The sequence below is a fragment of the Falsiroseomonas oryziterrae genome, from assembly GCF_021864505.1.
GTDB lineage: Bacteria > Pseudomonadota > Alphaproteobacteria > Acetobacterales > Acetobacteraceae > Falsiroseomonas > Falsiroseomonas oryziterrae.
The window spans coordinates 1-12,442 of record NZ_JAKJIB010000093.1 but is presented as its reverse complement, the minus strand read 5'-3'; the positions used below and the strand labels follow the sequence as shown (position 1 = coordinate 12,442).

General features: G+C 71.7%; 17 protein-coding genes. 8 read left to right on the top strand and 9 right to left on the bottom strand.

From position 1 onward, the window contains the following. Nucleotides 1-118 precede the first annotated feature (118 nt). Genes L2I40_RS10040 through L2I40_RS10030 form a run of 3 tightly spaced genes read right to left on the bottom strand, consistent with a single transcriptional unit; the run spans nt 119 to nt 2,871 of the window. The gene (locus L2I40_RS10040; protein ID WP_237214766.1) at nt 119-1,009 is read right to left on the bottom strand and encodes a prephenate/arogenate dehydrogenase family protein; all 891 of its coding nucleotides are present in this window, start codon (nt 1,007-1,009) and stop codon (nt 119-121) included. Continuing rightward, nucleotides 1,002-2,084 (bottom strand): histidinol-phosphate transaminase, encoded by a 1,083-nt coding sequence (gene hisC / locus L2I40_RS10035; protein WP_237214765.1) that lies wholly within the window; start codon nt 2,082-2,084, stop codon nt 1,002-1,004. The genes L2I40_RS10040 and hisC overlap by 8 nt, the downstream gene beginning before the upstream one ends. A 16-nt stretch (nt 2,085-2,100) precedes the next feature. Beyond that, on the bottom strand, nt 2,101-2,871 hold the full coding sequence (locus tag L2I40_RS10030) for a chorismate mutase (RefSeq protein ID WP_237214764.1): 771 nt from the start codon (nt 2,869-2,871) through the stop codon (nt 2,101-2,103). Nucleotides 2,872-3,011: 140 nt separating this feature from the next. Between L2I40_RS10030 and metX the strand changes: the two genes are divergently transcribed. Further along, nucleotides 3,012-4,166, top strand: coding sequence for a homoserine O-acetyltransferase MetX (gene metX, locus L2I40_RS10025; protein ID WP_237214768.1), 1,155 nt, complete (start codon nt 3,012-3,014; stop codon nt 4,164-4,166). A 41-nt stretch (nt 4,167-4,207) separates the two neighbouring features. Beyond that, nucleotides 4,208-4,807 (top strand): methionine biosynthesis protein MetW, encoded by a 600-nt coding sequence (gene metW, locus L2I40_RS10020; RefSeq protein ID WP_237214767.1) that lies wholly within the window; start codon nt 4,208-4,210, stop codon nt 4,805-4,807. A 7-nt stretch (nt 4,808-4,814) separates the two neighbouring features. Here the strand turns inward: metW and L2I40_RS10015 are convergent, their stop codons facing one another. Beyond that, the gene (locus L2I40_RS10015) at nt 4,815-4,967 is read right to left on the bottom strand and encodes a hypothetical protein (protein WP_237214763.1); all 153 of its coding nucleotides are present in this window, start codon (nt 4,965-4,967) and stop codon (nt 4,815-4,817) included. 428 nt (nt 4,968-5,395) lie between these two features. Here L2I40_RS10015 and phbB point away from each other — a divergent pair, with 428 nt between their 5' ends. The 4 genes from phbB to L2I40_RS09995 all read left to right on the top strand — a co-directional run bounded on the left by phbB (nt 5,396) and on the right by L2I40_RS09995 (nt 7,715). Further along, a complete protein-coding gene (phbB, locus tag L2I40_RS10010; RefSeq protein ID WP_237214762.1) occupies nt 5,396-6,118 on the top strand; it encodes an acetoacetyl-CoA reductase in 723 nt (240 codons plus the stop codon). A 218-nt stretch (nt 6,119-6,336) separates the two neighbouring features. Beyond that, nucleotides 6,337-6,978 (top strand): YciI family protein, encoded by a 642-nt coding sequence (locus L2I40_RS10005; RefSeq protein WP_237214761.1) that lies wholly within the window; start codon nt 6,337-6,339, stop codon nt 6,976-6,978. 55 nt (nt 6,979-7,033) lie between these two features. Next, nucleotides 7,034-7,276 (top strand): hypothetical protein, encoded by a 243-nt coding sequence (locus tag L2I40_RS10000; RefSeq protein WP_237214760.1) that lies wholly within the window; start codon nt 7,034-7,036, stop codon nt 7,274-7,276. Between the two features lie 52 nt (nt 7,277-7,328). Next, nucleotides 7,329-7,715 carry a carboxymuconolactone decarboxylase family protein gene (locus tag L2I40_RS09995; RefSeq protein ID WP_237214759.1) on the top strand — a complete coding sequence of 129 codons (387 nt, stop codon included), beginning with the start codon at nt 7,329-7,331 and terminating at the stop codon, nt 7,713-7,715. Between the two features lie 4 nt (nt 7,716-7,719). On the opposite strand, the gene L2I40_RS09990 is transcribed toward L2I40_RS09995, so the two are convergent. Then, nucleotides 7,720-7,890 carry a hypothetical protein gene (locus L2I40_RS09990; protein ID WP_237214758.1) on the bottom strand — a complete coding sequence of 57 codons (171 nt, stop codon included), beginning with the start codon at nt 7,888-7,890 and terminating at the stop codon, nt 7,720-7,722. A gap of 59 nt (nt 7,891-7,949) precedes the next feature. Between L2I40_RS09990 and yddG the strand changes: the two genes are divergently transcribed. Continuing rightward, nucleotides 7,950-8,795: an aromatic amino acid exporter YddG gene (gene yddG / locus L2I40_RS09985; protein WP_237214757.1), complete on the top strand. Its 846-nt coding sequence runs from the start codon at nt 7,950-7,952 to the stop codon at nt 8,793-8,795. A 223-nt stretch (nt 8,796-9,018) separates the two neighbouring features. Here the strand turns inward: yddG and L2I40_RS09980 are convergent, their stop codons facing one another. The 4 genes from L2I40_RS09980 to gloB form a co-directional block, all read right to left on the bottom strand. Next, nucleotides 9,019-9,627 carry a class I SAM-dependent methyltransferase gene (locus L2I40_RS09980; protein ID WP_237214756.1) on the bottom strand — a complete coding sequence of 203 codons (609 nt, stop codon included), beginning with the start codon at nt 9,625-9,627 and terminating at the stop codon, nt 9,019-9,021. Further along, nucleotides 9,624-10,073: a cupin domain-containing protein gene (locus L2I40_RS09975; RefSeq protein ID WP_237214754.1), complete on the bottom strand. Its 450-nt coding sequence runs from the start codon at nt 10,071-10,073 to the stop codon at nt 9,624-9,626. Before L2I40_RS09975 ends, L2I40_RS09980 begins: the two co-directional genes overlap by 4 nt. Continuing rightward, the gene (locus L2I40_RS09970; RefSeq protein ID WP_237214753.1) at nt 10,070-10,675 is read right to left on the bottom strand and encodes a glutathione S-transferase N-terminal domain-containing protein; all 606 of its coding nucleotides are present in this window, start codon (nt 10,673-10,675) and stop codon (nt 10,070-10,072) included. The genes L2I40_RS09975 and L2I40_RS09970 overlap by 4 nt, the downstream gene beginning before the upstream one ends. Before the next feature lie 100 nt (nt 10,676-10,775). Further along, on the bottom strand, nt 10,776-11,510 hold the full coding sequence (gene gloB, locus L2I40_RS09965) for a hydroxyacylglutathione hydrolase (protein WP_237214752.1): 735 nt from the start codon (nt 11,508-11,510) through the stop codon (nt 10,776-10,778). Nucleotides 11,511-11,612: 102 nt separating this feature from the next. On the opposite strand from gloB, the gene L2I40_RS09960 reads away from it, so the two are divergent. Then, nucleotides 11,613-12,323 carry a class I SAM-dependent methyltransferase gene (locus L2I40_RS09960; protein ID WP_237214751.1) on the top strand — a complete coding sequence of 237 codons (711 nt, stop codon included), beginning with the start codon at nt 11,613-11,615 and terminating at the stop codon, nt 12,321-12,323. Nucleotides 12,324-12,442: the final 119 nt, after the last annotated feature.

The window sequence follows — 12,442 nt, the reverse complement described above, 5'->3', positions numbered from 1 at the left end:
GGGTGGCGAGGGAGGGGGCCAAGGCCCCCTCCCTCGCCACCCGATGACAGACGGGGTTCCAAGGGCCCCCGGCCCTTGGCGGGTGGGGTCCGGGGAGGGCAGCGCCCTCCCCGCACGCTCATGCCTGCTTCCGCTCGATCAGCCCTCGCCGGATCTTCCGGCCGCGGCGGATCCGGTCCTCGATGTACTCCGCCTGGCCCCAGCGCACCGCGCGGCCCAGCGCATGCGCGTCCTCGGTGAAGCGCGCCAGCATCTCGAGCAGCGCCTCGCGGTTGTTCAGGAATACGTCGCGCCACATGGTCGGGTCGCTCGCCGCGATGCGGGTGAAGTCGCGGAAGCCGGAGGCGGCGAATTTCAGCACCGCCTCCTTCGTCTCCTCCGCCAGATCGTCGGCGGTGGAGCAGATGGTGAAGGCGATCAGGTGCGGCAGGTGGCTGACGATCGCCACCACCTTGTCATGCGTCGCCGGGTCCAGCGTCTCGATCATGCTGCCGCAGCGGCGCCAGAACTCGCGCACCTTCTCCACCGCGGCCGGATCGCTGTCGGGCAGCGGCGTCACGATGCAGTAGCGGCCCTCGAACAGCTCGGCGAAGCCGGCATCCGGCCCCGAATGCTCGGTGCCAGCCATCGGATGCGCCGGCACCAGGTGCACGCCCGCAGGCAGCAGCGGCGACAGGTCCCGCACCACGCTGCCCTTGGTCGAGCCGACATCGGTCACGATGGCGCCGGGCTTGAGATGCGGCGCGACCACCGCGCCGACCTCGGCATAGGCGCCAACCGGGACACAGAAGATCACGCAATCCGCGCCCTGAACCGCCTTCGCCGCATCCGGCTCCACCACGTCCACGATGCCGAGTTCGCGCACGCGCTCCAGCGTCGCCGGCGTCTTGGCATGCGCGACGACGGTGCGGGCGATGTCGCCGCGCGCCTTGGCGGCGCGCGCGATGGAACTGCCGATCAGCCCGACGCCGAGCAGGCAGAGCCGGTCGAAGAGCGGCGCATCAGCCACGGGCGAACTGCACCAGCGCCTCGATCACCAGCGCGTTCTCCTCCGCCGTGCCGATGGTGACGCGCAGCGTCTGCGGCAGGCCGTAGCCGCCCATGGCGCGCACGATCAAGCCGCGCGCGCGCAGATGCGCATCCGCCGCCTTCGCCCGCTCCGCGCTGCCGAAATCCACCAGCGAGAAATTGCCCTCGCTCGGCCAGACCTTGAGGCCCACCGCCGTCAGCGCGGCCTCGAGCTTGCCGCGCTGCTCGGTGTTGTGCGCGACCGAGCGCTCGACCCAGCCCGGCTCCGCAAGCGCCGCGATGCCGGCGGCCATCACCGCGGCATTCACGTTGAACGGCCCGCGCACGCGGCCCAGCACGTCCACGATCCCGGCCGGCGCATAGGCCCAGCCGAGCCGCATCCCGCCCAGCCCGAAGATCTTGGAGAAGGTGCGGCACATCACCGTGTTCGGCGTCGTGTCCACCAGCTTCACGCCGGGATCGTAGTCGGGCCGCGTGACGTATTCGGCGTAAGCCGAGTCCAGCACCAGCAGCACGTCGCCGCGCAGCTCGCGCCGCAGCCGCTCCACCTCCGACTGCGGCAGGATGGAGCCGGTCGGGTTGTTCGGGTTGGCCAGAAACATCAGCCGCGTGCGCGGACCGACCGCGGCCAGCAGCCCGTCCACGTCCGCGGTCAGGTTCTTCTCCGGCACCTTGATGACGCGGCAGCCGGCCCAGCGGCCGGTCAGGTCGTACATCATGAAGCCATGCGCCGACATGATCAGCTCGGTGCCCTCGCCGCCATAGGCGAGGATCAGCATGGACAGCAGCTCGTCGGATCCGTTGCCGCAGACGATGCGCGCGGGATCGAGCCCGAAGCGCGCGCCGATCGCCTCGCGCAGCGCCGTCGCCCCGCCATCGGGGTAGCGATGCGCCTCCTTCGCCGCGTTCGCGATCGCCGCGACGGCGCCCGGCGGCGGGCCGAAGGCGCCCTCGTTGGAGGACAGCTTGATGATCCGGTTGACGCCCGGGACCTTGGACTCCCCGCCGACATAGGGCTCGACCGACAGGATCGACGGACGCGGCATCACGGTCATGGGCTTGCCCTGCAGGTCAGGCGGTGAGGGGAACGGCATAGCTGCCGAGCACGGTGGCGCCGAGCGCCGCCAGCCGCGGATCGCCGGGCGAGAGCACGCCCGGCACCTCGACCAGCACCAGGTCGTCGGCCCGCGCCAGTTCGGCGCCGGTGAACCCCTCGGCCGCCAATGCGGCTTCAGCACGGGCCGGCATGCGGACCAGGCTGCGGTCGTCGCCGGACGGGTCGGGGGGCGTGGGGGAGAGCAGGAAGACGGTGGTGCCGCTGGCGGCCTCGGCGCCGCCGAAGAAGGGCAGGCGCGCCACCACGAAGAGCCTCGACGGGTAGTGGGTGCGCCACCACCGGCCGGACGGCGGTAGGGCCACCAGCGCCGTGCGGCCTTCCGCGAAGGCGGCGAGCGCCGACACGTCGTCGGCGCATCGCGTGACCGGGGCGGCCATCCCGAGGTGGCCGCGCAGCGCCTCGATCCCCGCATCGGGCAGCCAGGCGGCGACCGTCAGCGGCGCCTGCAGCGTCGTGGTGGCGCCGAGCAGCTCGCGCCAGAGCCGCACCAGCGCGGCGCGCGGCAGCGGCCCGCCATGCCGGGCCAGCAGGCGGCGCAGGATCACCGCCTCCCGCCCCGGGCGGATCGCCGGGCCGTCCCCCTTGGCGCGGCTGGCGGCAAGCCGGGCCACCACCTCGACGCGGCGCATCAGCAGATCGTGGATCGCATCGTCCAGCCGGTCGATCTCGGCGCGCAGCGCGGCGAGGTCGGGGGCGGGCGCGGCGGAAGGCGAGGTATCGGGCATCGGGCGGTCCGCGGGTTCCATAGAGCGCGCGGGACCGCCCGCCAAGGCAGGCACGGGCCCGGGCCCGCGCGGCGGTTGCCCCGTGCGGCCGGCGCGCCTATTCCTGCGCGCCCCAGAGCACAGGCATGGCCGCCACAGGCATGACCCAGGCCCTCGCGCCCCTGCAGCCCATCGACCACCAGCGCGCCGTCTTCGCGGACGGGCTGGCGCTCGACTGCGGCGCCGTGGTCGCGCCGCTGGCCGTGGCCTATCGCACCTATGGCAAGCTCAACGCGGCGCGCAGCAACGCCGTGCTGGTCTGCCATGCGCTGACCGGCGACCAGTACGTGGCGGAGACGCATCCGCTGACCGGCAAGCCCGGCTGGTGGGAGGCGGTGGTGGGCCCGGGCAAGCCGATCGACACCGACCGCTACTTCGTCGTCTGCGCCAATGTGCTCGGCGGCTGCATGGGCTCCTCCGGTCCGCCGGAGCAGATGACGGACTCCGAAGGCCGTCCCCTGGGCCGGCCCTGGGGTACGGATTTCCCGAACGTCACCATCCGCGACATGGTGCGCGCCCAGAAGCGGCTGGTGGACCATCTCGGCATCCCGCGCCTGCTGGCGGTGGTCGGCGGGTCGATGGGCGGGATGCAGGTGTTGGAATGGGCTGCGACCTACCCCGACATGGTCGTCGCCGCGGCGCCGATCGCCACCGCGACCTACCACTCCGCGCAGAACATTGCCTTCCACGAGGTCGGCCGCGCCGCCGTGCATGGCGACCCCGACTGGAAGGGCGGCCGCTACTGGGAAGACGGCCGCATCCCCGAGAAGGGGCTGAGCGTGGCGCGCATGGTCGCGCACATCACCTACCTCTCCGAAGCCGCGCTCGGGCGGAAGTTCGGCCGCCGGCTGCGCGGCGCCTCCGCGCTCACCTTCCTGGAAGACGTGTTCGAGGTGGAGAGCTACCTGCGCTACCAGGGCTCCACCTTCGTCCGCCGGTTCGATGCCAACAGCTACCTGACCATCACGCGCGCGATGGACTATTTCGACCTGGCGGCAGAACACGGCGGCGAGGTGGCGGCAGCGTTCCGCGGCAGCGCGACGCGCTTCCTCGTCGCCTCCTTCAGCTCCGACTGGCTGTTCCCGACCGAGGAAAGCCGTGCCCTGGTCCGCGCGCTGAACGCCGCGGCCGCGAACGTGTCCTTCGTGGAGATCGCGACCGACAAGGGCCACGACGCCTTCCTGCTGGATGAGCCCGTGTTCCACCGCGCGCTCGGCGGCTTCCTGCGCGGCGTGGCAGCCAAGGTGGGCGCCTGATGCCCGACGCCCCACCCGACATCCGCTTCGTCGCGAAGAACATGCGGCTCGACCTGCGCCTGATCGCGGAGATGGTCGCACCCGGCGCGCGCGTGCTCGACATCGGCTGCGGCGACGGCCAGCTCATCGAGCACCTGATCCGCGAGAAGGGCGCCGACGCGCGCGGCATCGAGATCGACATGGCGGAAGCGACCGAAGCGGTCGCCGCCGGTCTGCCGGTGATCCACGGCGACGCCGACGCCGACCTGGCGCACTACCCCGACGGCGCCTTCGACTACGTGCTGCTGTCCCGCACGCTGCAGGCCGTGGAACGCCCGCGCGAGGTGCTGCGGCAGATGCTGCGCATCGGCCGGCACGCCATCGTCTCCTTCCCGAACTTCGGCCACTGGCAGCTGCGCTGGCAGTTGCTCGTCACCGGGCGCATGCCCGACAACGAGACCTGGGACCGCAAGTGGTACGAGACGCCGAACATCCACCCCTGCACGATCCGCGACTTCTTCGCGCTGTGCGAGATGGAAGGCTACGTCGTCGAGCGCTGGCTGGCGGTGGACGACAAGGGGCTGCGCAGCCCCTGGAAACGCTCGCCCTGGCTCGCCAACCTGTTCGGCGAGCAGGGGCTGTTCCTGCTGCGGAAGGGCTGACGCCGCCTCAGTGCAGGCTCGCGCCGGAGGGCGCGCCCGCGCCCGGCACCAGCGCGGCCGCCATGGCGGCATGTTGCGCAGCGGCTTCGTTGCCGAGGCGCCGGCACTCGGCCTCGACATAAGCCAGCATCATCAGCAGCGCGGAACGATCCGTCGGCATCTCACAGCGGATTGCGGCATCAGTGCTGTCGATCTTCCGCTTCGCCATGTCCGAGTCCCACGCCAAACAAGAGCGCGCCGGGAGTGGCCCGCTGCCACGTGATTCGCACGACGATCACGGCAGCGTGAAGCCACAAAGACTCATCGGCACAATCAACCGAAGATTGCATACGAAAAAATCCCCGGCGGGAGACCCGCCGGGGGGAGTTGAGGGAGGAAACGTCCAGGAACGTCCGTGCGGCGCCTCAGCGCCTCAGGACATCTTCACCATAGGCGACCTCCCGTCGCGGTTCCTTGATCCACGTCAAACCGGCTTCGATCCGGCCCTGTCATCCGGTGTTTGCCTGGACGGCGCGGCCTTGCGAGGATGCAACAGGCTGGCGCGAGGCGCCGGACCGGCACGGGACACCGAGGAAGGAACGCGAGAACATGGCACGCGTGGCACTCGTCACTGGCGGACAGCGCGGCATCGGCGCCGCGATCAGCGAGGCGCTGCAGGCGGCAGGGCGCAAGGTGGTCGCAAGCTACGCCGGCAACGACGAGGCGGCGAAGGCCTTCACCGAGCGCACCGGCATTCCCTGCTACAAGTTCAACGTCGCCGACTTCGAGGCCTGCCAGGACGCCGTGAAGCGCATCGAGGCGGAGGTCGGCCCGGTCGAGGTGCTGGTGAACAACGCCGGCATCACGCGCGACGCGATGATGCGGAAACTCACGCGCCAGTGGTGGGACGAGGTGATCGATACCAACCTCGGCTCCTGCTACAACATGTGCAAGGCGGTGTGGGACGGCATGAACGCCCGCAAGTTCGGCCGCATCGTCAACATCGGCAGCGTCAACGGCCAGGCCGGCCAGCTTGGTCAGGTGAACTACGCGGCCGCCAAGTCCGGCATCCACGGCTTCACCAAGGCGCTCGCCCAGGAAGGTGCCCGCAACCACATCACCGTGAATGCGGTCGCCCCCGGCTACGTGGACACCGAGATGGTCCGCGCCGTGCCCGAGGACGTGCTGCAGAAGATCATCGCGCGCATCCCGATCGGCCGCCTCGGCCGCGCCGAGGACATCGCGCGCGGCGTGGTGTTCCTCACCGCCGACGATGCCGAGTTCATCACCGGCTCCACGCTGTCGATCAACGGCGGGCAGCATATGTATTGACCTCCCCACGGCGTTGCTTCGCGTCGCGCCTGCGGCGCGCCGCTTCGCAACGCCGCGGGGGCCCCGGCTCGGGGCTGATTCTACCCGGACGGCTCATCCTGCCGAGGCGTCACGCCGCAGGCGTGCCTTCGGCACGACGCCTCGGCAGGGCACCGGGGGGCGGAAGGGTGCATGCGGGCGTCCGTCGCTGGGCGACGTAGCACGTTGGGGACAGCGCAATGGCCTTCGTGATCCTGGCCTTCGACGGCGACGATGCTGATGCGCCGGCGCGGCGGATGGCGGCGCGGGATGCGCATGTCGCCGTGATCACCGAGGAGGCGACGGCCGGGCGGCTCGCGCTCGGCCTGCCGCTGCACGACGAGGCGGCGCGCAGCCTCGGCTCGCTGATGGTGCTCGACGTGCCGGACCGCGCGGGAGTCGATGCCTATCTCGCGCGCGAGCCCTTCGCCCGCGAGGTGTGGAGGCGCGTCGAGGTGCTGCCCTTCCGCATCGCGCCTCTCCCCTACGCGCCCTGGCCGACGCCGGGCAGCGCCATGCCCGGGCCGCGCAGCCACACCGTGCTGATCGCCCGTGACGGCGCCGACCCGGACGCGCCGGCGCGACGCATGGCCGCACGGCAAGCGCATTTCGACAGGGTTCGGCCATTCGCGGCCGATGGAACGCTGCTCTTCGGCGGCGCCATCCTGGACGCGCCCGAGGGCCGGATGGTCGGCTCCATCGCCGTGACGCGCCACGCCGACCATGGCGCGGCGCAACGCTTCTGGGCGGCGGATCCCTACGTCACCGGTGGCGTCTGGCGCGACACGACGTTCTACGGGTCGCTGCTGCGCCCCCTGCCCTACAAGCCGCTGCCGGGCTGACGGGAACGCCCGCCGCGCTTCGCCCGTTGGCCTGCCTTCAGGACGGAGGCAGGCGATGAGCAGCAACAAGCATCCGAAGAACGAGGCCGAGCGACGCGAGGGACCGGGTCAGGACGTTCCGCGCCCGCCCTCCGACCTCGAACGCAACCCGGGCATCGGGGCCTCCAAGGGCACCTTCGGCCGTGGCACCGACCCTGCCGCGATCGAGGGCGAGAACACCTTCGAGGGCGACGTGATGAACGATGCCGGCATCGGCAACGCGCTGCCCCGCAAGGAGCGCGGCCGCACCAACCGCTGACGGCCGACCGAGACCGGTGCAGCATGCGGCGCCCACCCTGAAGGAGCGCCGCATGCCCGCCCTGGTGCAATACGACGAGGCCGCGCCGGAGGCGCGTGCCGTCTTCGACGCGATCAAGACCGCCCGCGGCGTGCCGGACGTCAACAATTTCTGGAAGGCGCTCGCGGTCCATCCGCCGACCCTCGCCCGCACCTGGGACAGCCTCAGTCAAGTGATGGCGCCGGGCGCGCTCGATCCGCTGGTGAAGGAACTGCTCTATCTCGCGGTCTCGATGACCAATGGCTGCGCCTATTGCATCGCAAGCCACACCGCCGCGGCGCGTGCCAAGGGCATGACGGAGGCGCAGTACGGCGAACTGCTCGCGGTCGTCGGCATGGCGAGCGAGACGAACCGCCTGGCCGAGGCGCTGCGCGTCCCGATCGATCCGCAGTTCGAGTAGCCGGTCAGCGCTTCTTCGCACCCCGCCGCGGCTTGCGCTTCGGCATGGCGGCCTTGGTGGCCGCCCTCAGCCAGGCGGACTGGGCCTGGCGCACCGCGTTCGCGGCGTGGCTCATCCACCAGCCGGTCGCGCGGTTCGCGGCGGAGAGGATCAGGCTGCGCGGGCTACCCTTCATGCGGAGCCAACGCCAACTCGGCTGGGCGGGTTCGGTCGCGGCGGCTATGACGCCGGCCCATGTCTCCCGCCACGCTCGCCGGCTGCGGCGCGCTGATGCTCTGGGCCTTTCTCGCCCTGCTCTCGCGCCTCGCCGCCGGGATCCCGCCGCTGCAGCTCACCGCCATGGGATTCGCCATCGGCGGAACCGTCGCGCTGGCCGTCGTGGTCGCGCGCGGCGAGGCGCGCTCGCTCGCGCAGCCGCCGCTCGCCTGGGCGCATGGCGTTGGCGGCCTGTTCGGCTACCATGCGCTCTACTTCCTCGCCTTCGCCCTCGCGCCGGCGGTGGAGGTGAACCTCATCAACTATCTCTGGCCGCTGCTGATCGTCCTGCTCTCGGCACCGATCCGCGGGATGCGGCTGGGGCCGGCGCGTCTGATGGGCGTCGCGCTCGGCTTCGCCGGCTGCGCGCTGATCGTCGGGCCGGGCGCGAGCTTCCCGCCCGAGGCCGTGCCGGGCTTCCTTGCCGCGGCGGGATGTGCGGTGGTGTGGGCGGTCTACTCGGTCGCCGCCGGCACGCCGCGGCTCGTCCGCGTGCCGACCGAGGCGGTCGCGGGCTTCTGCCTCGCCACGGCCGCGCTCGCGACCGTGCTGCACCTCGCCTTCGAACACACCGTCGTACCGGATGCAGGGCAGTGGCTGGCGGTGCTGGGCCTCGGTCTCGGCCCGGTGGGGGCGGCCTTCTTCCTCTGGGATGTCGGCATGAAGCGCGGCGATCCGCGGCTGCTCGGCACGCTCGCCTACGCCGTGCCGGTCGCCTCCACGCTGCTCCTGATCGCCGGCGGTGAGGGCGAGATGTCGTGGCGCGTCGGACTCGCGACGCTGCTGGTCGCCGGCGGTGGCTTCATCGCCGCGCGGGCGCGGTAGCCGTCGCCGCGCGAAGAAACTGACGCGACGCGGCCGCTGGCACGAGCACGACGGATTGTAGTCGTCCAGCCGCAGGATTTCGGAGCTGTGCACCGAAAGGATCTTCGGTGCTGCGTAGCCTTCCGATGCGCAGCACCCCCCTCCGTCGGGGAGACCGCAGAACGAACGACGTCATCTACGATCGCTGACCCTGTGCCGGCGTGGGGCCTGGCCCCACGCCGGATCAGCGCGGCTTTCTCAGCAGCGCGCGCACCACCTCGGCCGGCCCTTGGTGGCGCGGCCCCTCGTCGAGATTCACTGTGCCTTCCAGCAGCTCCAGAACCTCGAGCGTGCCGAACAGCTCCTCGACGATCGCGCGTGACCACAGGAGTTCCGGCAGTTTCGGCCCACCGCTGCGCCGCCCCTGCTGCGCCGGCGTGAAGCATTCCAGCGCCAGCAACCCGCCCGGCGCCAGCGCGCGCAGAGCGCCGTGCGCTGCCGCGGCGCGGTCGGCCGGCGGCAGGTGCAGGTAAATCCACGCCACGAGGTCGAAGCCGCACTCGGGATAGTCCCAGGCGGCGGCATCCGCGACCACGGTCGCCAGCGCCACGCGGCGCCGCTCCGCGAGTTGTCCCGCCTTCGCCATGCCGACCGGCGACCAGTCGAGCGAGGTGACGACAAGCCCCTGCTGCGCGAGCCAGACCCCGTTGCGGCCCTCGCCATCGCCGAGCGCCAGCGCCCGCATCCCCGGCGCGAACCAGGGCCGCAGTTCCTCGAGGTAGCGGTTCGGTGCCTCGCCGAACTGGAACTCCCCGCTGGCGTATCTCTCGTCCCATGCGAGGCTCGTGCTCATCGCCCCGGCTCCCAGCCCGGCGGCGCCAGCTCGAAGCCGGCGAAGTCGAAGGCCGGGCTGACCGTGCAGCTCACCAGGCACCAGCGACCGCCGGACGGCCGCGCGGCCTGCCACCAACCGGCCGGCACCACGCCAATCAGCGCCTCGCCCGCGCCGAGGTCGGGGCCGAGCGCGATCTCACGCTCGACCCGCGTGCCGTCGGAGGACAGCGAGAGCACCAGCGGCCCGCCGCCCTGCCAAAGCCAGAGCTCGGTGGCGTCCACGCGGTGCCAGTGGCTCCGCTCTCCCGCATCCAGCAGGAAGTGGATCGCCGTGCCGGCGCCGCGCCCGCCGCCGGGCGGCACGTCGCGCCAGACCTCGCGGTAATGCCCGCCCTCCGGGTGCGGCGCGAGGCGGAGCGCGGCGATGACCGCACCCGCCCCGAGCGACGGATCGTCGAGCCTCACGCCTTGGGCGGCGCGGTGCGCGCCAGCGGCGGCAGCTCCGACACCTGCGCAAACCACGCCGCGAGGCGCGGATGCGCGGCGCGCCAGGGCTCGTCCGCGAAGCGGAAATCAAGGTAGCCCAGCGCGCAGCCCACCGCGATCGCGCCGATGTCCGACAGGCCCTGCGGAGGATCGGCCTCCAGCGCGGCAAGCCCACGCTCCACAGCCGCCTTCTGCCGCGCCAGGAACGCCTCGCGCGTCGCATCCACCGGCTTGCCGAAGCGCATCCGGCGCGCGACGGCCGCGTCCATGATGCCGTCGGCCAAGGCGTGCATCACCGAGATCCGCACCCAGCGATGCGTGCCGGAGGTCGGGAACAGCGCGTTCGCCTCGCCGATCGCGTCGAGATACTCGCAGATCACAGGGCTGTCGTAGATCGCCTCGCCGCTTTCGGTGACCAGGCAGGGGATCTTCGACAGCGGGTTCAGCTTCAGCAGCGCATCGGGCGAGGAATGTGGGTCGGTCGGCACCATCTCGATGCGGGTGTCGATCCCGCGCGCGATGGCGCAGGCCACCACCTTGCGCACGAAGGGGCTCGCGGGGCTGTAGAGCAGCTTCATCATCTTGGATGCGATCCTTGGTCCAGAAGTTCCAGCGTTCCGATGACCGCAGGGCGCAGGCGCCGAAGGCGCCGAGCACCGGAGGTCTGAATCGGACCGCACATCACTTGAAATGGTTCTTGGCTTCGCGGCGCGCCGTGAATTCCGCCAGGTCGCGGGCACGCAGGAAGGGGTTGGCCGCGAGCTCCTGCGCGAGCGTGGTGGGCACGGTCGGGCGACCCGCCGCCCGCAGCGCGCCGGCGGCCTCCGCCTCGGCCTTCAGCGCGGCGTTGTCGGGATCAACATGAATCGCGAAGCGGGCATTGGCCTCGGTGTATTCGTGGCCGCAGCAGAGCCGCGTGTTGCCAGGCATGCGTGCGATGCGACGCAGCGAATGCCACAGCGCCTCCATCCCGCCCGCCTCGAGCGGACGGCCGCAGCCGAGCGCGAAGATCACGTCGCCGCAGAGCAGCGCGTGATCGGCGGCGAAGTGGAAGGCGATGTGGCCGGTCGTATGGCCCGGCAGGTGCAGCACCTCGGCGCGCGCCGCGCCGAGCGGCACCATGTCGCCTTCCTTCACCACGAGGTCGAGCGGCGGCAAGCGGTGCGCGTCGAGCGCCGCGCCCACCACCCTCGCCTGCGGGTGGCGGGCCTTGAGCTCGGCCACGCCGTTCACGTGGTCGCCGTGGTGATGCGTCAGCAGGATGGCATCGAGCCGGCCGCCGGCCGCCTCCACGGCCGCCAGGGCCGGCCCGGCCTCGCCCGGGTCACAGACCGCGACCGCGCCGGTCGGGCCGTCCTTCAGCAGCCAGAGATAGTTGTCCTGGAGGCAGTGAACCGCCTCGACCCGCAATGCCATGCCTGCCTCCCGCGCTGGTTGAAGATGCCTGTCGGGCGATGGCCCGACCGGATCGGATCAGGAGTTGTCCCAACCAGGCTCCGGACCGCCTATATCACCCCCATGAGCACCGAGGTCCACGGGCTGGCCGCGTTCTACGGCTCACGCGGCGGGGAGACGGCCGCGCGGCTGCTGGCTGCGCGCATGGCCGCGCTCTGGCCGCGGCTGCCCGGCCTGTCGGTGCTCGGGCTCGGCTGGACCGCCCCCTACATGGGCCTCTGGCCGGAGGCCTATCGGCGCGTCGCGCTGGTGCCGGGCCACCTGAACGGTTCGCATGAGCGGCACGTCACCGCCTGCCCGACGCTGCTGGCGGAGGAGGAGAACCTGCCCTTCGCCGATCGCAGCTTCGACCGTGTCGTGCTCGTTCATGGGCTGGAGGCGGCGGAGAATACGCGACGCCTGCTGCGCGAGGTGTGGCGCGTCCTGAACGACGACGGGCGGCTGATGCTGGTGGTGCCCAATCGCGTCGGGATGTGGGCACATATGGACCGCACGCCCTTCGGCCACGGCCAGCCCTATTCCCGCGGCCAGATCGAGCGCCTTCTGGCGCGCCACCTCTTCCGTGCGGAACGGCGGGAAGCGGCCCTCTTCGTGCCGCCCTACGGGCTGCGCTGGATCGGCTCCGTCGCGCCGTCGGTCGAGAAGACCGGCCGGCTGCTCTGCCCGCGCATCGCCGGCGTCTTCATCGTGGAGGCGGAGAAGGACCTTTTCTCCGCCCTGCCGGCCGGCGCGGTGGCGGTGCGGCGGCGCGTCCTGGTGAACGGCGCCGGCTGACCGCCGGCGCGCCCCGTCCGCCGTGCGCGGCGCGCCGTGCATGATCAGCAGAAATGCGCGCCGCGCGTCTCCACCGGGACCGCGTAGAGCGACTGGCTCGCCGTCATGAAGAGGATGTT

Excerpts from the sequence above, each read along its gene's own strand:
- metX (WP_237214768.1), top strand. The coding sequence starts at position 3,012 with ATGACCCAGGCCCTCGCGCCCCTGCAGCCCATCGACCACCAGCGCGCC.
- gloB (WP_237214752.1), bottom strand. The coding sequence starts at position 11,510 with ATGGCATTGCGGGTCGAGGCGGTTCACTGCCTCCAGGACAACTATCTC.
- L2I40_RS10030 (WP_237214764.1), bottom strand. The coding sequence starts at position 2,871 with ATGCCCGATACCTCGCCTTCCGCCGCGCCCGCCCCCGACCTCGCCGCG.
- yddG (WP_237214757.1), top strand. The coding sequence starts at position 7,950 with ATGTCTCCCGCCACGCTCGCCGGCTGCGGCGCGCTGATGCTCTGGGCC.
- L2I40_RS10015 (WP_237214763.1), bottom strand. The coding sequence starts at position 4,967 with ATGCCGACGGATCGTTCCGCGCTGCTGATGATGCTGGCTTATGTCGAG.
- L2I40_RS10000 (WP_237214760.1), top strand. The coding sequence starts at position 7,034 with ATGAGCAGCAACAAGCATCCGAAGAACGAGGCCGAGCGACGCGAGGGA.
- L2I40_RS09970 (WP_237214753.1), bottom strand. The coding sequence starts at position 10,675 with ATGATGAAGCTGCTCTACAGCCCCGCGAGCCCCTTCGTGCGCAAGGTG.
- phbB (WP_237214762.1), top strand. The coding sequence starts at position 5,396 with ATGGCACGCGTGGCACTCGTCACTGGCGGACAGCGCGGCATCGGCGCC.
- metW (WP_237214767.1), top strand. The coding sequence starts at position 4,208 with ATGCGGCTCGACCTGCGCCTGATCGCGGAGATGGTCGCACCCGGCGCG.
- L2I40_RS09980 (WP_237214756.1), bottom strand. The coding sequence starts at position 9,627 with ATGAGCACGAGCCTCGCATGGGACGAGAGATACGCCAGCGGGGAGTTC.
- L2I40_RS09990 (WP_237214758.1), bottom strand. The coding sequence starts at position 7,890 with ATGAAGGGTAGCCCGCGCAGCCTGATCCTCTCCGCCGCGAACCGCGCG.
- L2I40_RS09960 (WP_237214751.1), top strand. The coding sequence starts at position 11,613 with ATGAGCACCGAGGTCCACGGGCTGGCCGCGTTCTACGGCTCACGCGGC.
- L2I40_RS09995 (WP_237214759.1), top strand. The coding sequence starts at position 7,329 with ATGCCCGCCCTGGTGCAATACGACGAGGCCGCGCCGGAGGCGCGTGCC.
- L2I40_RS10005 (WP_237214761.1), top strand. The coding sequence starts at position 6,337 with ATGGCCTTCGTGATCCTGGCCTTCGACGGCGACGATGCTGATGCGCCG.
- hisC (WP_237214765.1), bottom strand. The coding sequence starts at position 2,084 with ATGACCGTGATGCCGCGTCCGTCGATCCTGTCGGTCGAGCCCTATGTC.